Origin of the sequence: Streptosporangium fragile, from assembly GCF_039534445.1 — a bacterium.
GTDB lineage: Bacteria > Actinomycetota > Actinomycetes > Streptosporangiales > Streptosporangiaceae > Streptosporangium > Streptosporangium fragile.
In genome coordinates this window covers 20,018-36,831 of sequence record NZ_BAAAVI010000007.1, presented here as the reverse complement: position 1 = coordinate 36,831, position 16,814 = coordinate 20,018, and the positions used below count along the sequence as shown (strand labels likewise).

Annotated in this window: 18 protein-coding genes; 5 read left to right on the top strand and 13 right to left on the bottom strand. The window is 73.6% G+C overall.

Annotated features, from left to right (window positions below; translation table 11 throughout):
• Positions 1 to 83: 83 nt before the first annotated feature.
• Both ABD841_RS06730 and ABD841_RS06725 read right to left on the bottom strand, forming a co-directional pair.
• Positions 84 to 353 carry a cytochrome P450 gene (locus tag ABD841_RS06730; protein ID WP_344969114.1) on the bottom strand — a complete coding sequence of 90 codons (270 nt, stop codon included), beginning with the start codon at positions 351 to 353 and terminating at the stop codon, positions 84 to 86.
• A gap of 10 nt (positions 354 to 363) precedes the next feature.
• On the bottom strand, positions 364 to 564 hold the full coding sequence (locus ABD841_RS06725) for a hypothetical protein (protein ID WP_344968924.1): 201 nt from the start codon (positions 562 to 564) through the stop codon (positions 364 to 366).
• 200 nt (positions 565 to 764) lie between these two features.
• On the opposite strand from ABD841_RS06725, the gene ABD841_RS06720 reads away from it, so the two are divergent.
• Both ABD841_RS06720 and ABD841_RS06715 read left to right on the top strand, forming a co-directional pair.
• Positions 765 to 1,091, top strand: coding sequence for a hypothetical protein (locus ABD841_RS06720; RefSeq protein WP_344968923.1), 327 nt, complete (start codon positions 765 to 767; stop codon positions 1,089 to 1,091).
• Positions 1,092 to 1,256: 165 nt separating this feature from the next.
• Positions 1,257 to 2,306: a DUF6745 domain-containing protein gene (locus tag ABD841_RS06715; protein ID WP_344968921.1), complete on the top strand. Its 1,050-nt coding sequence runs from the start codon at positions 1,257 to 1,259 to the stop codon at positions 2,304 to 2,306.
• A gap of 54 nt (positions 2,307 to 2,360) precedes the next feature.
• Here the strand turns inward: ABD841_RS06715 and ABD841_RS06710 are convergent, their stop codons facing one another.
• From ABD841_RS06710 to ABD841_RS06690, 5 genes are all read right to left on the bottom strand, one after another.
• Positions 2,361 to 3,227, bottom strand: a complete 867-nt coding sequence (locus ABD841_RS06710) for an STM4011 family radical SAM protein (RefSeq protein WP_344969113.1) — start codon at positions 3,225 to 3,227, stop codon at positions 2,361 to 2,363.
• Between the two features lie 167 nt (positions 3,228 to 3,394).
• Complete coding sequence (locus ABD841_RS06705) at positions 3,395 to 4,768, bottom strand: STM4012 family radical SAM protein (RefSeq protein WP_344968920.1); 1,374 nt, start codon at positions 4,766 to 4,768, stop codon at positions 3,395 to 3,397.
• 101 nt (positions 4,769 to 4,869) lie between these two features.
• Positions 4,870 to 5,676, bottom strand: a complete 807-nt coding sequence (locus ABD841_RS06700) for an STM4013/SEN3800 family hydrolase (RefSeq protein WP_344969112.1) — start codon at positions 5,674 to 5,676, stop codon at positions 4,870 to 4,872.
• A 40-nt stretch (positions 5,677 to 5,716) separates the two neighbouring features.
• A complete protein-coding gene (locus ABD841_RS06695) occupies positions 5,717 to 6,892 on the bottom strand; it encodes an STM4014 family protein (RefSeq protein ID WP_344968918.1) in 1,176 nt (391 codons plus the stop codon).
• Positions 6,889 to 7,845, bottom strand: coding sequence for an STM4015 family protein (locus ABD841_RS06690; RefSeq protein ID WP_344968916.1), 957 nt, complete (start codon positions 7,843 to 7,845; stop codon positions 6,889 to 6,891). The genes ABD841_RS06695 and ABD841_RS06690 overlap by 4 nt, the downstream gene beginning before the upstream one ends.
• A gap of 127 nt (positions 7,846 to 7,972) precedes the next feature.
• Here ABD841_RS06690 and ABD841_RS06685 point away from each other — a divergent pair, with 127 nt between their 5' ends.
• On the top strand, positions 7,973 to 9,400 hold the full coding sequence (locus ABD841_RS06685; protein WP_344968914.1) for an MFS transporter: 1,428 nt from the start codon (positions 7,973 to 7,975) through the stop codon (positions 9,398 to 9,400).
• 20 nt (positions 9,401 to 9,420) lie between these two features.
• Here the strand turns inward: ABD841_RS06685 and ABD841_RS06680 are convergent, their stop codons facing one another.
• Positions 9,421 to 10,650, bottom strand: a complete 1,230-nt coding sequence (locus ABD841_RS06680; protein ID WP_344968912.1) for a cytochrome P450 — start codon at positions 10,648 to 10,650, stop codon at positions 9,421 to 9,423.
• A 95-nt stretch (positions 10,651 to 10,745) separates the two neighbouring features.
• On the opposite strand from ABD841_RS06680, the gene ABD841_RS06675 reads away from it, so the two are divergent.
• A complete protein-coding gene (locus tag ABD841_RS06675; RefSeq protein WP_344968910.1) occupies positions 10,746 to 12,206 on the top strand; it encodes an FG-GAP-like repeat-containing protein in 1,461 nt (486 codons plus the stop codon).
• A gap of 63 nt (positions 12,207 to 12,269) precedes the next feature.
• Here the strand turns inward: ABD841_RS06675 and ABD841_RS06670 are convergent, their stop codons facing one another.
• Positions 12,270 to 12,581: a DUF1330 domain-containing protein gene (locus tag ABD841_RS06670; protein ID WP_344968909.1), complete on the bottom strand. Its 312-nt coding sequence runs from the start codon at positions 12,579 to 12,581 to the stop codon at positions 12,270 to 12,272.
• Between the two features lie 277 nt (positions 12,582 to 12,858).
• Here ABD841_RS06670 and ABD841_RS06665 point away from each other — a divergent pair, with 277 nt between their 5' ends.
• The gene (locus ABD841_RS06665) at positions 12,859 to 13,260 is read left to right on the top strand and encodes a four-helix bundle copper-binding protein (protein ID WP_344968907.1); all 402 of its coding nucleotides are present in this window, start codon (positions 12,859 to 12,861) and stop codon (positions 13,258 to 13,260) included.
• Positions 13,261 to 13,406: 146 nt separating this feature from the next.
• On the opposite strand, the gene ABD841_RS06660 is transcribed toward ABD841_RS06665, so the two are convergent.
• From ABD841_RS06660 to ABD841_RS06645, 4 genes are all read right to left on the bottom strand, one after another.
• Positions 13,407 to 14,036: a hypothetical protein gene (locus ABD841_RS06660; RefSeq protein WP_344968905.1), complete on the bottom strand. Its 630-nt coding sequence runs from the start codon at positions 14,034 to 14,036 to the stop codon at positions 13,407 to 13,409.
• A gap of 190 nt (positions 14,037 to 14,226) precedes the next feature.
• A complete protein-coding gene (locus ABD841_RS06655; protein WP_425581953.1) occupies positions 14,227 to 14,400 on the bottom strand; it encodes a transposase in 174 nt (57 codons plus the stop codon).
• Between the two features lie 102 nt (positions 14,401 to 14,502).
• Positions 14,503 to 15,069 (bottom strand): hypothetical protein, encoded by a 567-nt coding sequence (locus tag ABD841_RS06650; protein ID WP_344968904.1) that lies wholly within the window; start codon positions 15,067 to 15,069, stop codon positions 14,503 to 14,505.
• 42 nt (positions 15,070 to 15,111) lie between these two features.
• Positions 15,112 to 16,629, bottom strand: coding sequence for an alkaline phosphatase D family protein (locus tag ABD841_RS06645; RefSeq protein WP_344968902.1), 1,518 nt, complete (start codon positions 16,627 to 16,629; stop codon positions 15,112 to 15,114).
• Between the last annotated feature and the right edge of the window lie 185 nt (positions 16,630 to 16,814).

Genomic DNA, 16,814 nt, shown 5'->3' with positions numbered 1-16,814 from the left:
GGCGGACCGGGACCGGCACCAGATCTTCTCCGCCCCGGGCCGCCCGCCGCGTCAGGAGCCGGAATGAGGCGGGCGCGTCCGCCTCATCGGAGGGTGATCCGCACGGGCAGGCTCTCCAGCCCGTTGACGACGATCGACCGCGGGGGGACGGCCGGGGCCGTCTGTTCGATGTGCCTCACCGAGTCGAGCAGTTCGGTGAGCAGGATCCGCATCTCGGTGCTGGCGAGCATGCCGCCCAGGCAGAAGTGTTCGCCGACGCCCAGCGCCAGGTGGCGGTTGGGGCGACGGGCGATGCCGAAACGATCCGGATCGGCGAAGACCCGCTCGCCGCGGTTGGCCGACGGAATCCACATGACCACGCGGTCAGCCGAAGACGCGGGCGTCGCGGTAGACGGACTTGATGTCCTCGTAACGGGTCAGCGACCAGAAGCCCGGATACTCCCCCGGCGGATGCCGGTGCACCGGGTCATGGTCGCGCATCCACCGCCACAGCGGGAACGGGTCGCCGGTGGCGAGGAATTCGGGGTCGACGAGGCTGGTGGCCTCGGGGGCGAGTGCGGTCACGGCCGGGCTCCTTGCGGCTCGGGCAGGGATCGACCCGCCGGATGTCCGGCAGGCGCTGTCCGGGCCCGCCCGCATGACGATCGTCCGGACGCCGCTCGCCGGGGCGGCGTGCCCCGCCGCCGTGCGCGCTGCGCGGGGAACCGGGAAATGTCGGTGGGGACGAATAGCTTTCGATCACCCCGACCCGAGGAGCCAGCGAGATGTACCGCCAGGGAGACATCCTGATCGTCCCCGTCGCCGAGGAGGCCGTGCCCGTCCCGGTGCGGTCCGCGCCGTCCGTGCCGCGTGACGCCCGCGGCCGCCTGGTGCTCGCCCTGGGCGAGGCCACCGGCCACGCGCACGCGGTGGTCGGTCCGGGCACACTGGTGCGCGGCCTGCGTCCCATGGACCCCGACTTCCTGCACGTGCCCTCGGGGGGCCGCGTGGTCCACGAGGAGCACAGCGCGATCCCCCTCCCCAGGGGGTGGTACCGCGTGCAGCGCCAGCGCGAGTACGTCCCCGGCGCCTTCCGCGTCGTCGCCGACTGAGACCCGCCGGCCGCCGCCGCGCCGTCCACGCCCGCGGTCCGCCGCCGCGCCGGCCACGGCCGGGTTCCCCGCCGCCCCGCGTGCGGGTGATTCCCCCACCGGGGCGCCGGAGCGGCAAGCGCCGTCCCGCCCTCCCGTCGTCCCGCCGTCCCAGGAGCAGACCACATGACCGTCACCACCGAGACGACCGTCACCGCCGAACTCGCCGACGCCCTGACCGCCGCCGCGCTCCGCTGGGAGGAGGTGGCCTTCCGCTCCGGACCGGCCGATCGCGCCGCGGCCGAGGAAGGTGTGCGGCTGGCCTACCGGACCGGCGGGCTGCCCGAGCCCGAGGAGATCGTCTGGGCCGAGTCCCCCGCCGCGGGGGTGGGGGCGATCGCCGCGCTCGGCGCCGGCAGGTCGGTCCGTGACGAGGTGCGGACCCGGCCGTGGGAGCGGGCCAGGGCCGACGTGCACGCCTGGCTCGGCCCCGCGGCGTGGCCGCTGGCCTGGTCGCTGACCGGCGACCGTCTGTGGCGCCCGGTGAACCGGCTGGTCACCCAGATCCGCCGGGCCGTCGCGGCCTCGGCGGAGTCCGAGGCCGCCGGGGCCGAGCTGCGCTCCTCGACGCTCGACGCGGTGCTGGGCCAGCACGACGCGCCGTGGCTGTCGCTGTTCGACGCGCTGGACCGGCCCGAGGTGGCGGGGCTGGCCCGGGTGGCGGAGTCGGCGGGCTGGTGGTGGCCGTTCGAGCGGGTCGCGCTCGTCTGCGAGCGCCCGGCCGGGCTGCACCGCGACGACGTGGGCCGCCTCCACCGGGGCGACGGCCCCGCCCTGGTCTTCCCCGACGGCTTCGCGGTGCACGCCTGGCACGGCATGCCGGTCCCGGCCGACTTCGGCGCCTCCATCGCGAACCTGACCCCCGAGCGCATCCGCACCGAGGAGAACGCCGAGCTGCGCCGGGTCATGCTGGAACACTTCGGCTACGACCGCTACCTCGCCGAGTCCGGCGCGACCCCCGTGCACCGCGACGAGACCGGCGTCCTGTGGCGCATCGACCTGGACGACGACGAGCCGGTGGTGATGGTGGAGGTGGTCAACGCGACCGCCGAGCCCGACGGCACGTTCAACCGCTACTGGCTGCGCGTCCCGCCGGCCACCCGCACCGCCCGCGAGGGTGTGGCCTGGACCTTCCAGCTCTCCGAGGCCGACTACCGTCCCGAGCGGGAGACCTGACGGGCCGCCCGGCGACCCGCTCGTGGCCGGGACGGGCGGCGGGGGCGCGGACGGTCACCGGGAGAGCCGGGCCGGGATCCGCTCCAGGATCCCCCCGGCGAAGACGTCGTAGAGGCCGGTCGGCTCCAGGTGCACGTAGCCGATGTGGCAGTCGCACATCGCCGCCGGGCACGGCATGGCCCTGGGGTGGAAGGTGCCGTCGTACAGGTTGCCGAGCACGTCCGGGACGAAGTGGCAGCGCCGCACGGTGCCGTCGCCGTCGACGGAGACGACGCTCTCCCCGGTGCGGCAGGGCAGACCGGCGCTGCGGTGCGGGGTCCGGCTGTAGTGGAACAGCGGGTCGATCGCCGTCCAGGCGTCCGCCTCCTCGTCGGTGTAGAGCAGGCCCTCGGCGGCGTTCACCCAGAGGTAGACCTCCTCCGGCAGGTCGGCCCGCAGGCGCCGGGCGTGCTCCAGGTGCTCGGGCAGCCCGACGACGCCGACGCTGAAGCGCACCCCGCGTGCCGCCAGGTCGCGGCAGCGGGCGAGGAAACGCCCGCGGGCGACCTGGCCCGGGTGGTAGGTGGCCCACAGGGCGAGCGTGTCCAGGTCGGCCTCGGCCAGCCAGCCGGTCCGGCAGCTGAGGTTGGTCTGGATGGCGACGCGCCGCACCCGGGGCAGGTGGCTGAGCTCGACCATCGCCCGGCGATACCAGGAGCGGACGAGCCCTTCACCCCACGGGGTGAACAGCACCGAGACCGGGTGGTCCCGCCCGGCCACCCAGCCGGTGAACCGCTCCAGCGCCGCCCGGTCCCGCCGCAGCGCCTCCGGGCTGTCGCGGCGCTTGGCGAACGGGCAGTAGGGGCAGTCGTAGTCGCAGCTCGCCAGCGGCCCCCGGTAGAGGATCGTCAGGTGGTCGCGCTCCCCCGGACCGCGGAGGATCGGGACGGCGAGCGCGCCGGGCGCGCCCGGGGCCCCGGACGCGGCGACGCCCGAGGTGCTCGGGGCGCCGGGAGCGCCGGACGCGGCGACGGCGGAGGCGCCGGGAGCGTCAGGGGCGACAGGGGTCTCGGAGGCGAGGAGGGTGCCGGGGGTGCCGGTCAACGGTCTCAGCGCTCCTCGTAGGCGGCCATCAGCGCGCGGACCCGGCCGGAGAACAGGGCCGGGCCGATCGCGTCGGAATGGGCCAGCCCCTCGGCGGTGAGCCTGAGCCAGCCGGGCCGGGGAGCCCCGCCGCCGGGTGGCGGAGCGTCGCGTTCCAGCCAGCCCCGCGCGGCCAGGCGTTCCAGGTCACCGCCGAAGTCGGTCTCCGGCCCGGTGCCGAAGCGGTCGCGGTAGAGGGCCGGGTCGAGGCCCTCGGCCTGGAGCAGCGACTGGATCAGGTGGCGGCGGCGCCGCTCCTCCCCGTCCAGCCGGAACCCCACGTTGGCCACGGTGAACTCCTCGCGGGCGAGGCGCACGTAGCCGTCGATGATGGCGCGCACCTGGCCGGCGGCGACGGCGTACTCGTAGGAGTAGTGCAGATCGGAGGTGTAGGAGCGGGCACCGCAGCCGAGGCCGACCATGCCGTCGCGCTGGCAGGTGTACTCGGTCGGGGACGACCGGCCGGGCAGCCGGAACATGCGCATGGAGACCTGCTCGTATCCCGCCGCCAGCAGGTGGTCGCGGCCCTGGCGGTAGAGGGTGAGCCGGTGGTCGTCCCAGTCACGGGCGCGGCGGGCGAGGCCGGTGAGCGGCCGGACGTACAGCGGGTAGAGGTACACCTCCTCGGGTTTCCAGGTGAGCGCCGCGTCCAGCGAGCGCCGCCAGGACTCCTCGGTCTGCCCGTCGATCCCGTAGATCAGGTCGATGTTGAGCGTGTCGAACCCGGCCTCGCGGATCCGGCCGAGTGCCGCCTCGACCTGTCGCCGCCGCTGCGGCCGGACCGCCGCGCGGGCCTCGGCGTCGACGAAGCTCTGCACCCCGATCGAGATCCGGGTCGTGCCCCGCTCGGCCAGGACGGCGAGCCGGTCGGTCGTCGCGGTCGCCGGGGAGGTCTCCACCGACATGGGGATGGTCGTCAGGTCGGTGCCCATGATCCGCTCGGTGAGGTCGAACATGCGGGTGAGCTCGGCGGCGCTGAGGTAGGTCGGCGTGCCGCCGCCGACCGCGGCGGCGGCGAAGCGCGGGCCGTCCAGGGCGTCGCGTACGGCACCCGCCTGGCGCTCCAGCGCGTCGAGGTAGGCGGCGACGAGCTCTTCGGGGGCGCCGGTCCGGGTGAACAGGTTGCAGAAGCCGCAGCGCATCTCGCAGAACGGGATGTGCAGGTAGAGGAAGAGGTGCCGGAGCGGCTCGCCCGCCCACACGTCGGCCAGCGAGGGGCGCGGGTCCAGGGGACGGTAGGCCGTCTTGTGCGGGTAGGCGTAGACGTATCCCTGGTAGGGGCCCGAGCCGGCGGCACCGGCGGCCGGCTGCGCCGGGGCCCCGGAGAGACCCGGAAGCACCGGGAGCACCGGGGACGCGGAGCGCGGGGAGGGCGCGGGAGACGCCGAAGGCGTGGCTTCCGTGCCGTGCGCGGCCCGGGGCGCCCGGCCGGGAATCGACGTCACCGCCACTGCCCCCGTTCCATCACGAACTCCCCGTACGGCACGGTCCAGACGACCTCGTGCCCGATCCGGTGCCCGACGTACCCGTCTTCGCCGTAGGCGGTGCCGTGGTCGGAGCAGACGATCGCGTATCCCGGGCGCCGCTCGCTCACCAGCGCGAACAGCCTGCCGATGTGGCGGTCGACGTATTCGAGCGCGGCGGCGTGACTGGCCGGGCTGTCGCCGTCCTCGCGGGTGGCCCCCGGCAGGTGGAACCAGTTGGGCTGGTGCAGCGCGGAGACGTTGACGAACAGGAAGACCGGGCCGTCCGTCCCCGCCACGGCCCGCTCGGCGCAGGCGATCTGCGCTTCGAACGAGACGGGCGAGGTGACCCCGAACTCCGGCTTCCAGTGGCTCTCGGCGAACAGCGAGGGGAGGGCGGACCCCAGCGGGGTGAGCTTGTTGAAGAACCCCACTCCGCCGACGCAGATCGTGTGGTATCCCGCCTTGGCGAGCCCGCCGGGCAGGTCGGGCGCGTCGAAGACCCACGTGCCCGGGGCCGTGGTCTCGCTGCCGGGGAAGGCCGCGGCGAACGGCCGGGGGTGCGGCCCGGGCGCGGCGGGGGTCGGCAGGAAGCCGGCGAGGATCGCGGCGTGGGCGGCGTAGGTGAAGCTCCCGGGGCTGTGCCGGCGCTCCCAGCGCCCGCCGGGCAGCGCCCGCGCCAGGGTGGGCAGCCGCCCGGCCGCCAGCGACTCCTCGGCCACGTCGTAGCGGAGCGTGTCGAGTGTCACCAGCAGCAGGTCGTGGCCGCCCACGACCTCGTTCATGTCGAGCACCGGTTCCCCCTCCCGGCTTCCGAGCCGTCCGTCATACCGGTCCTCCCGTCGTCGTCCCCGGTCTCCCGGGGTCCACCGGCACGTGCCGGACTCCGGCGCCCACCGGCACGTGCCGGGCCCCGGCGCCCACCGGGGCGTACCGGGCGAGGATCGCGCGGACCTGGGCGCCGTAGGTGTCGAGCCCTTCGGCGCCGCTGCCCGGCAGGCCCTCCAGCCGGGGCAACAGGTCACCGAACGCGTTCACCTCGGCCACCGCGAGGCCCCGCCAGTCGGCCCCGATCATCAGGTCGACCCCGACGGCCAGGCTCCCGGGGAAGCAGGCCGCCGCCCGCGCGCACACCGCGAGCGCCCGCGCCCAGCCGTCGGGCCCGAGGTGGGCCGTGACCGCGCCGAGGTCGCCCCGGCCGCCGCCGAGATGCAGGTTGGTCATGGGGGACCGGCCGGCGCGGACCACCGCGTGGGTGGGCGTGCCGTCCACGACGACCACCCGCAGGTCGATCACGCGTCCGGCGAGGCTCGCCTTGGGGAACCAGCGCTCGACGTGGAGTCCGTCGGCGGCCAGCCGGTCGACGATCACCGCCAGGTCGGCCTCGTCCTCGTAGGACCTGACCCGCAGGGAGTTGTACAGCTCGCCGCCGGTCAGCTCCGCCGAGGTCACCGCCTTGACCCGGTCGCCGGAGGCGTGCAGGGCGATGACCCCGGACGCCGACGAGCCGTGGGCCGGTTTGACGAAGACCCGCCCCCAGCGGGCCTCGTCCATCCGGCGGCGCAACTCGGCGTAGTCGCGGACCGGCCCGGGGAGCGCGGGCGGTACCGGCACCCCGGCCGCCGCGAGCCTGGCGTGGCAGAGCCGCTTGTCGAACATCACCGCGATCTCGCCGGGGTCGGCGAGCAGCACCGCCCCGGGTGTACGCCCGACCGCCTCGCGGACGCGCGCCGTCCCGGCGGTGAACGCGGCGTGCCAGCGGGCCCCGCCGCCGACCCGGGACGGCTCCCCTGGCCCGCGCAGCAGCGCGTCGGCCTCGGCGTCCTCCCCGGGGGAGTCGATCCGCACGAGCGTGCCGGGCGCCAGCCGGACCTCCTCGCCGCGCAGCACGGACGTCCACGACACGACCGCGGGCCCGGCCAGGCCGTGCCGGACGCACGCGTCGGCGAACATGGTCACCCGCCGCTCCCCGGGCGTCCCGACGACGGTGAGGGTGGTCATTCGGAGACCGCGACGTAACGCCAGTCGTCGTCGGGCTCCTCCTGCTCGGACACGTCGAGCTCGACGCCCGTGCCGGCGAAGGCGGCCCGGACGCGCTCCAGCATGGCGTCGGTCAGGAAGTGGTGGTGCAGGTCCAGGCGCTTGAGATGGGTCAGCGGCTGGCCGGACAGCAGCGCCTCCGCGCCCTCGTCGGTCAGCACGCCCATGGACTGGGCGAGCGACTCCAGGCGGGCCACCACCGGCGCGGACGCCACCGCCGCGGCGACCTCGTCCTGGATCTCGCTGTCCTGCAGTCCCAGGTGCTTCAACGCGGGCAGCCGGTCGCCGGACAGGATGGGCGCCAGGTCGGCCACGGTGGCGTCGCCGCCGTACTCGGTGACGCCCAGCCACAGCTCCAGGTATTCGAGCGCGGGGAACTCGCTCTCGCCGACCGCCCGGACCACGGCGGCGGGCAGCCCGCCCGACTCGAACCGCAGCACCCGGAGGCGCTCGTGGCGGACCGGCCGGAGCTCCAGCCCGGTGCCACCGCGGACCTCCAGCCGCTCCAGCAGCGGGAACGCCTCCAGCAGGGGGGTGACGTCGCTCTGCTGGATCCAGGAGATCTCGCACTCCTCCGAGGGCATCGCGCCGAGGAAGAGCGAGCGCAGCGCCGGGAAGCGCGGCGCGTTCTCCACCAGGAGCCGGACGGGCACCGACGAGTCGTTCTCATAGGCATCGTTCCAGCCGCCGACGATGAGCGCCCTGACGCCGGTCGTGTCGACGGTCTCGACGAAACGGGCGAAGTGCTCCTCGAAGGTCTCCTTGGCGTCGTAGACGTCGGCCGAGACGCGCCAGGCCGCCTCGCCCGCGGCGGGCATGGGGGCGCCCGGCGGGCGCAGGCCCGTGATGGGCAGGCCGGCGTAGTCTCCGCGGTGGAGACCGTCGACGTCGTCGTTGAACTCGGAGTAGTCCATCGGAGGCTCCCGTCGGGCTTATCGTGACAGGACCCATGTCCTACCAGAGATCGCCGACACTTCCGGCATCGCACCCCCGGTCCGGTGGCCGCCGCCGGACCGCCGGCGGTCGGTCATGATGAGCACTATGGACAACGGTCACATCCGTCTCAATTCCCCGGCGGGGCGCTGGGTGCTCCTCACAACCGTGCTGGGGTCGGGCATCGCCCTGCTGGACGGCACGGTCGTGAACGTGGCCCTGCCCACGCTCGGCGCCGACCTGGACGCCGACGTGGCCGGCCTGCAGTGGACGGTCAACGCCTACACGCTCACGCTGGCCGGCCTGATCCTGCTGGGCGGCTCGCTGGGCGACCGGTACGGCAGGCGCAAGGTCTTCCTGATCGGCGTGGTCTGGTTCGCGCTCGCCTCGGCCCTGTGCGGGCTGGCGCCCAACGTGGAGACGCTCGTGGCGGCCCGCGCGCTCCAGGGCGTCGGCGGGGCGCTGCTCACCCCCGGCTCCCTGGCCATCATCCAGGCGTCCTTCGATCCCGAGGACCGGCCCAGGGCCATCGGGGCCTGGTCGGGGCTGGGCGGGGTGGCCGCGGCCGTCGGCCCGCTGCTCGGCGGGTGGCTGGTGGAGACGGCCGGCTGGCGCTGGGTGTTCCTGATCAACCTGCCGTTGGCCGCGCTCGTGGTGGCGGTCGCCGTACGGCACGTGCCGGAGAGCAGGAACGGCGAGGCCGACGGCCGCTTCGACGTGCTCGGCGCGGTGCTGGCCGCGCTGGCGCTGGCCGGGATCACCTACGGTCTGATCGACCTGCTGCCGGTCCCGCTGACGGTGGGCGCGGTGCTGGGCGCCGCGTTCGTCCTGCTGGAGATCAGGCGCTCGCCCGACGCGCTCGTCCCGGTCGGCGTCTTCGCCTCCCGGGTGTTCACCGCGGTCAACGTCGTCACGTTCATCATGTACGCCGCGATGGGCGTGGTGTTCTTCCTCCTGGTCGTCCAGCTCCAGGTCTCGGCGGGCTTCTCCCCGCTGCTGGCCGGCTCGGCGATGATCCCGGTGACGGTCCTGATGCTGCTGCTGTCGTCACGCGCCGGGGCGGTGGCCGGGCGGATCGGGCCGCGGCTGCCGATGACGGGCGGCATCCTGCTGTGCGCCGCCGCGCTGCTGCTGATGGCGCGGATCGGCCCCGGCTCGTCGTACGCGGTCGACGTGCTGCTCCCGGCGACCCTGTTCGGCCTCGGCCTGTCGGCGGCGGTCGCGCCGCTCACCGCGACCGTGCTGGCCACCGTCGACGATCGCCACGCGGGAGTGGCCAGCGGCGTCAACAACGCCGTCGCCCGGACCGGCGGGCTGCTCGCGGTGGCCGCGATCCCCCCGCTCGTCGGCCTGACCGGCGAGGCCCTCGCCTCCCCCGCGGTGTTCACCGCCGGATTCCGCACGACGATGCTGGTCAGCGCGGCGATGATGGGCGTCTCCGCGCTGATCGCCTTCCTCGGTATCCGGGAGAACGTCCTGGCCCGGCCGGAGCCGGGAACGGGCCGCCCGGTGACGGCGCCCCGGCCGGGCGAGTGATCGGCCCGGCCGGGCGGACGTCAGAAGGCGAACGCCTGGCTGCGGACGCTGTTGTCGAAGTTGGAGACCAGCAGCTCCGGCTCGCCGACCGACCGGATCTCCGGCAGCCGGGTGAACAGCTCCCGGAACATGGTCCTGATCTCCTGGCGGGCGAGGTTGGCGCCCAGGCAGAAGTGGGGGCCGGGGCCGCCGAAGCCCACGTGCGGCTTGGTGTCGCGGGTGATGTCGAACCGGTCGGGGTCGGGGAAGACCTCCTCGTCGCGGTTGGCCGAGCCGTAGAAGAGCACGACCTTGTCACCCGGCTTCAGGTGCAGGCCGCGCAGGTCGTAGTCCTGGGTGACGGTGCGGCGGAACTGCATGATGGGCGAGACGTAGCGGACCATCTCCTCGATCGCGCCGCCGATGTGCGCGTCGAAGTCCTCGACCAGCAGGCGTCGCTGCTCCGGGTTGTCGGTGAGCAGCTTGATGCCGTGCGCCATGGTGTTGCGGGCGGTCTCGTTGCCCGCCACGAGCAGGAGAGTGAAGAACGAGCCCAGTTCGCGGTCGGTCAGCTTCTCCCCGTCGACGTTGGCGGTGACCAGCGCCGAGACGAGGTCGCTGCCCGGTGCCCCGGCGCGCTCCCTGCCGAGGTTGATCACCAGGCGCTGCAGGGCGAGCAGCGCGAGCGTGTTCTGCGCGGCCATCCTGACGGTGTGCGCCAGGCTGGGCCGCACGCCGGAGTAGGCGGTGGAGATGTCGACGTGCCGGTGGACCTGCTCCCGGACGCCGTCGGGGATGCCCATCATGTCGCAGATGACGTGGATGGGCAGCCGGGCGGCCACCTGGCGGACGAAGTCCCGCGGCCCGGAGGCGATCACGTCGTCGACGATCCGCGCGCACGCGGCCTCGATGTCGCCCTGCAGGTTGCTCAGCATCTTCGGGCTGAACGCGCGGGAGACGATGCGACGCAGGCGGGCGTGCCGGGGGTCGTCCATGTTGACCATGGACTCGCCGAACACGTGCTTGACCCAGCCGGGCGGCTCGGGACTGGTCACACCGGGTTCGCTGGAGAACACCTTGGCGTTGCGGCTGGCCTCGACCACGTCGGCGTGCCGGACGAGCGCGTAGAAACCCTTGCCCGAGCGGAGCAGCGGGACGCGTTTCTCCTCGAAGAACACCGGGCGGTCGAGCTCGCGAAGCCGCGCGAACGCCTCGTGCCGCTCCTTGAGCGGCCGCCGCCAGAAATCCAGGTCCGCCAAGTCGATTTCCATGCGTCCAATCCTGGCATGTTCTTTACCCGTACCGTCCACGTGGATTTCACGTTCCGGTGGGCCGCGTGTCCGAATGCCCGGCGACCATCACCGGTATGAGAGCAGCGTTCCTCGCCTCCGCCGTCCTCGCCTCCCTGCTCACCCCGGCCGCACCCGCCGAGGCCGCCTCGACGGGTTCGCCCGGTGCCGCGGGTCCCGCGGGCACGGCGAGCACCGCGGGCACGACCGTGCGGGCCTGCTCCGGCCGGGTCTCCGACTTCGACGGCGACGGGCGGGCCGATCTCGCGGTCGCCGCCCCGTACACGAGGGTCGGCGGTCACGCCCGCGCGGGATCCGTCACCGTGCTGTACGGCACGCGCGCCGGGAAACAGCTCAGTCAGGACAGCCCCGGCGTGCCCGGGGAGGCCGAGACCGGGGACGGGTTCGGCTCGGCCCTGGCGGCCGGTGACTTCGACGGCGACGGCTGCGCGGACCTGGCCGTGGGCGTCTCCGAGGAGGACCGCTCCCGGGTCGGCGCCGACGGCGACGGGATCGTGCAGCTGTTCCACGGCTCCCCGGACGGCCTGCGCCCCGGCAGGACGATCGACGCCGGGGACCTGGGCCGCAAGCGCGGGCCGGCCCGGTTCGGCGCCGCGCTGGCCGCCGGCGACCTGGACGGGGACGGCGACGACGAACTGGTGATCGGTGCCCCGGGGCTGCGCGGCGGCGCGGTCGGGGTGTACGGGCTCAAGGGGCGCAGACCGTACATGGTCACGCAGGAGACCGGCTGGGTCGGCCAGAACGAGCGGGAGACCGACCAGTTCGGCGCGGTGCTCGCCACCGGGGACTTCGACGGCGACGGCCGCGCCGAGATCGCCGCCGGCGCGCCCGCGGACACGATCCTGAAGAACGGCCAGGGCTCGGTCACCGTGCTCGACGTCCGCCGCAGGAAGGCCGCCCTGCTCACCCAGGACAGCCCGTGGATCACCGGGCGCGCCGAGGCGTGGGACTCCTTCGGCGGCGCCCTGGCCACCGGCGACTTCAACGCCGACGGCCGCGACGACCTGGCGATCGGGGTGCCGGGCGAGGGCCTGACCGACAACCAGCGGGCGATGGAGTACGGCGACGGCACGGTGGACGTGGTGTACGGCTCCCGCGGCGGGCTGCGGACGGCGACCTCGGAGGCCTGGTCGCAGCGGGCGCTCAAGGGCGAGCCGCGCTACTTCGACCGGTTCGGCGCCGCCCTGGCCGCCGGGGACCTCAACGGCGACGGGGACGACGAGCTGGTGATCGGCGTGCCGGGTGAGAACGCGGTGCAGGTGCTCGCCGGCACCCGGTCCGGCGGCCTGACGAAGAACCACAACCTGCTGTTCACCGGGAAGGGCGGCCACTTCGGCGGGGCGCTCGCCACGGTCGCCGGCCGCGGGCTGGTCGTCGCCGCCCCCGGCGACGGCAGACTCACTCTTCTGCGGACGTCCGTCAGGAAGGGCTCGTACCCGGGTGTGCGGCCGTCGACGGCGAAGACCCTGGCCACCGCGCGGGAAGGCACCCTCTTCGGCTACGCCCTCGCCCGCTGACCGCTACGCCCTCGCCCGCTGACCCTCGTCCGGCCGGGCCCCCGTCCGGCCGGGCGGGGGGCGCTAGCTCGCGAGCAGCTCCGAGGGCGCCGTCTCGAAGAAGATCGCGTTGGCCCGCACGGCGGAATGCCGCAGTGCCTTCAGCTCCTGGTACTCGGGCGCGTCGTACCAGCGGTGCGCCGCGGCCAGGTCGGGGAACTCGATGAGCACCGGATAGGTCAGCGAGCGGTCGCCCTCCACCACGTCGACCTGGCCGCCGACGGCCAGGTACCGGCCCTGGTACTGCTCGACGACCGCACGGACCCGCCGGGCGTACTCGGCGAGCTTGCCGGGGTCGTTGATCTCCACGTTGTCGAACAGGCAGTACGCGGTCATGGGGTGTTCCTTCCTTCCAACAGCGGTACATCCACGATGTGCTGACCCCCGAGGAGGTCGACGCGATGAGCCGCATCATGGGCAAGCTGCGCGCCGCCGCGGCCCCCGGCCCCGGGCCCCCCGGGGCCCCCCCCCGGGGCGGGGGGCGGAGGCCGGGGCCGGGGCCGGGACAGGCGCCGTCGAATTTGAGAAACCATTTCCCGGGCCGCCGATATCGCTCCTTCGCGATCCGGGTACCAGCGGGATGTCCGACTCCAGCGGACGAGAGGAGTCCACGATGCCGGTCCGCGAAATGATCGACACCTATCCGGCGGACATCAACCTCGATCGCGGCCTGATCGCCGACGCGGTGCAGGCGCTGATCGACTGCGCCCAGACCTGCACCGCCTGCGCGGACGCCTGCCTGAGCGAGCAGCAGGTCGACGGCCTGCGCAAGTGCATCCGCACCGACCTGGACTGCGCCGACATCTGCGCCACCACGGCCCGGGTACTGTCGCGCCACACCGGCTACGACGCCAACATCACCCGCGCCCAACTGCAGTCGTGCATCCAGGCGTGCACCTCGTGCGCCGACGAATGCGCCCGGCACGCCGGCATGCACGAGCACTGCCGGATCTGCGCCGAGACCTGCCGGGCCTGCGCCGAGGCCTGCCAAGCCCTGCTGGCGAAGATCAACTGAGCCGCGGGCCGGAGCGGCGGGGAGTACGTCCGCTCGGGGACCACGACGCTGTTCGCCGCCCGGGACGCGGCCTCGGGCAAGGTGATCGGCCCACTCCGACCGGCACGCAGCCCTGGCCCAGGTGCTCCTCGTCGCGGTCGGGGCCATCAAGGCCGGCTGATCCCGGCCCCCGTCCGCCACAGGTTGTACGCCATCCAGAGCCCGCCCACGGCGAGCAGCGCGCCATGGGTGATGCGGAGCGCGGGCGTACCGTAAAACTGCGGGATGAACAGGGCGAACCCAACCGACAGTGGGACGCCGCTCCACCGCTGAAGGGCGCCGGAGCGCCAGACCCCCACCGCGGCCGTGATGACGCCGATCGCGAGCAGCGCCAGGCCGATCAAGAACATGGTGACCGCCACGGGCGCGAAGCGGAACTGCTCGGCCAGCTCCAGCAGGGTGGCGTCCTGGTCCCGTACGGCGCGCGCGCCGATCACGTTGAGCCCGAACGTCTCGGCGCCATAGTAGGGCAGCGCCAGCCCTGCGCCGATCCACGCCACAACCGCCCCGGGAAGGGTGAGGCGCGCGCCGAGCGCCAGGTGCAGGCCGAGTAGTCCCAATGTGGCAAGGATGAACCCCGCCGATGCGGCCAGATGGGCGGTCACCCATGCGGGGGAGGCCATGGCTGCGGCCCCCTCCAGGGCGGTCTCGTCGGCGTAGGGCCGGACGGACTGGTAGAGCAGGAAGAGGATCCCGCCGACGGCGAAAGACAGGGCGGCAAGCCGGACACGGTTCATGAGGGGACTCCGAACAACAGGGGATGAGCTCTGCTCCAGAGAATGAGCTTTGCTTCATTTCGAGAGCAATGCTCTCATCAGGGATTGGCGATTTCAAGAGCAGCGCTCTCGAACATGTCCTCCGCTCTGCGGGGCGCGGGCAAGCATCCCTGAGACGATCGGCCGGCTCCGCCACCGGGCCACTGATCGCTTACCACCACCGAGCAGCCCGCTCTGGGCCGTCGCGTGCCTGCGGGGCCAGGCCCCGGCCGATCGCCTCGCCGATCAGATCAACGGCCGGCCGCCACTTCTCCCGGTGTCTGACCTCATCCGGCATCCCGGTCCCGGCACGGCGCTCGGCGTCGTCGTCCCACTCCTCGGCCACGAACGCGACCGCTCACCCCGCAGCCACTCGATCTCCCCCAAGTCCACGGGAGCGGCATGCCGAACCCGATACCCAGGATCAAGTCAACCCGACGAAGTGCCACTAGCGGATCCGCGTGCTGGCCTTGATGGTGGGGCGGGCCTCCTTGGCGAGCTTGCGGAAGTCGGCCTTCGGGTCGTCGGTGACGATCGCGCCGAACCGGACGGTGGCCGTGCCACGACGGGAGCCGGCCCAGGCACGGACCCGCACCGTCGTCGAGTCACCCCGGTCCAGGGAGGTGATCCAGCACGACAGGTCGAGGCGCTTGACCCCGCACTTCACGCTGCGCGGCTTGGAGACGACCTTGATCTTGCGGAAGCGACCGGGGAAGTCGCCGACGAGCGCCACGTAGTGCTGGCCGCGGGCCTTGCGGTTACGGATCTTGACGGTGAAGACGAGGGACTGACCGCGGCGGACGTGCTTGGGGAAGGAGATCTCGTAGCGGAAGTCGGCGGGGGCCGCGGTCCGGACGGCGGACCCGGCCGCGGCGGGGGTCGCCGCCCCGGCGGGGGACGCGACCGCCGCGAGGGGCGCGGTCGCGGCGGCCGGGGTGGGATTCTGGACGAGGACGGTGCCGCCCATCGCGGCGGCGACGGCCGCGGCGGTGAGCCTCATGGCGAAAGGACTCATAAGCCGCATCATCCAACAACTATCGCGAAATTCCTCTGCGGTTCAGGTCAGAGCCGACTGGCCGGCGGGGATGGTGAACCTGGCGCCCGTCTTCGCCGGGGCGCCACGGCGGCTGATGTAGTCCAGCGTCCGGAAGTCGGCCCGCAGTTCCTCGGTGTCGAGGCGGCAGACCAGGTAGCCGCGACGCTGGTCGAGATAGGAGATGTGCGGGTTCTCCGCGATCGTCTCGGCGACACGCGCCTCGTCCCGGTAGCCGTCACCGTCGCTGGCGATCGACGAGGTGACCAGCTCCACCGCCACCCGGGGCGAGTCGGGGTCGTCGAAGTCGAGCTTGAGGTCGGCGGCGTGGTGCATGTGCGCGTCACCGGTCAGCACGACCGGGTTGGCCGCGCCGGAGTCGCGGAACCCGGTGAGCAGGCGAGTGCGCTCGGCGGCGTAGCCGTCCCAGGAGTCCATGTTGACCTCGGTACCCGGACCGGCCTTGGCGTCGCGCTGGGCCATCAGGATCTGCTGGCCGACCAGGTTCCAGCGGGCGTCGGACCGGGCGAGCCCGTCGAGCAGCCAGCCCCGCTGGTCCTCCCCCAGCAGGGTCCGCCCGCTGTCGAGACGGTCGTCGCAGCCCGCCCTGATCCCGTCCTCGCACGCCTGGTCGTCACGGAACTGCCGGGTGTCGAGCAGGTGGAAACGGGCCAGCGGCCCCCAGTCCACCCGCCGGTGGACCCGCATCGAGGTCCCGCCGGGCACGCTGGAGCGGCGCAGCGGCATGTTCTCGTAGTAGGCCTGGAAGGCGTTGGCCCTGCGCCGGGCGAAGGACGGCGCGCCGGTGCTGGAGACGTCGCCGGCCCAGTTGTTCTCGATCTCGTGGTCGTCGAAGGCGACCAGCCACGGCGCGACCGCGTGCGCCGCCTGCAGGTCCGCGTCGCTCTTGTACTGCGCGTGCCGCATCCGGTAGTCGGCCAGCGTGGCGCACTTCCCCCAGGTGTGCCGGCGGACGCTGCCGCCCGGCGCGGTGTACCCCCGGGGCGCGTACTCGTAGATGTAGTCGCCCAGGTGCACGACCAGGTCGGGCTCCTGCTCGGCCAGCCTCCGGTACGCCGTGTAGTAACCGTGCTCGTAGTGGGCGCAGGCGGCGACGGCGAAGGTCAGCGGGGACAGCGCGGCCGGCGCGGTGCGGGTGCGGCCGACCGGCGACAGGTGGCCTTCGGCGCGGAAGCGGTAGAAGTACTCCCGGCCCGGCTCCAGCCCCTCCAGCTCGACGTGGACGCTGTGCGCCCGCTTCCAGCGCGCGGTCTCGGTGCCCCTGCGGACCACCGTGGCGAACCGTTCGTCGGTGGCGAGCTGCCACTGGACCTCCACGTCCCGGACCGGCATCCCGCCCCGGCCGTTCAGCCCGAGCGGGTCGAGGGCGAGGCGGGTCCACAGCACCACCCCGTCCCCGGACGGGTCACCGGAGGCGATGCCGAGGGTGAACGGGTCGCGGGCCAGGGTCCTGCTCGGGCCGAGCCCCGCCCCGGTCAGCAACAGACCGCCCGCACCGGCGGCGGCAGCGGAAAGGAACACTCTGCGTGACGGCGTCTGCTCCACACCGACAGTGCAGCCGTCCGAGCTTTCCCCGTCGTAGCCTGCGCATCAAGGCGGGGTGAACAACCGCTGCACGGGCAAGCGCATTACCCACCGTGATTGAACACCACCCGACCGGCGGACGACATCCCGGCGAAGGACCGCCCTCCGCACGGTGGCCGCCC

Bases quoted from the DNA above. Each gene is read 5' to 3' on its own strand.
- ABD841_RS06730 (WP_344969114.1), bottom strand. From the start codon at position 353: ATGTGGATTCCGTCGGCCAACCGCGGCGAGCGGGTCTTCGCCGATCCG.
- ABD841_RS06720 (WP_344968923.1), top strand. From the start codon at position 765: ATGTACCGCCAGGGAGACATCCTGATCGTCCCCGTCGCCGAGGAGGCC.
- ABD841_RS06715 (WP_344968921.1), top strand. From the start codon at position 1,257: ATGACCGTCACCACCGAGACGACCGTCACCGCCGAACTCGCCGACGCC.
- ABD841_RS06700 (WP_344969112.1), bottom strand. From the start codon at position 5,676: ATGAACGAGGTCGTGGGCGGCCACGACCTGCTGCTGGTGACACTCGAC.
- ABD841_RS06695 (WP_344968918.1), bottom strand. From the start codon at position 6,892: ATGACCACCCTCACCGTCGTCGGGACGCCCGGGGAGCGGCGGGTGACC.
- ABD841_RS06690 (WP_344968916.1), bottom strand. From the start codon at position 7,845: ATGGACTACTCCGAGTTCAACGACGACGTCGACGGTCTCCACCGCGGA.
- ABD841_RS06685 (WP_344968914.1), top strand. From the start codon at position 7,973: ATGGACAACGGTCACATCCGTCTCAATTCCCCGGCGGGGCGCTGGGTG.
- ABD841_RS06680 (WP_344968912.1), bottom strand. From the start codon at position 10,650: ATGGAAATCGACTTGGCGGACCTGGATTTCTGGCGGCGGCCGCTCAAG.
- ABD841_RS06675 (WP_344968910.1), top strand. From the start codon at position 10,746: ATGAGAGCAGCGTTCCTCGCCTCCGCCGTCCTCGCCTCCCTGCTCACC.
- ABD841_RS06670 (WP_344968909.1), bottom strand. From the start codon at position 12,581: ATGACCGCGTACTGCCTGTTCGACAACGTGGAGATCAACGACCCCGGC.
- ABD841_RS06665 (WP_344968907.1), top strand. From the start codon at position 12,859: ATGCCGGTCCGCGAAATGATCGACACCTATCCGGCGGACATCAACCTC.
- ABD841_RS06660 (WP_344968905.1), bottom strand. From the start codon at position 14,036: ATGAACCGTGTCCGGCTTGCCGCCCTGTCTTTCGCCGTCGGCGGGATC.
- ABD841_RS06650 (WP_344968904.1), bottom strand. From the start codon at position 15,069: ATGAGTCCTTTCGCCATGAGGCTCACCGCCGCGGCCGTCGCCGCCGCG.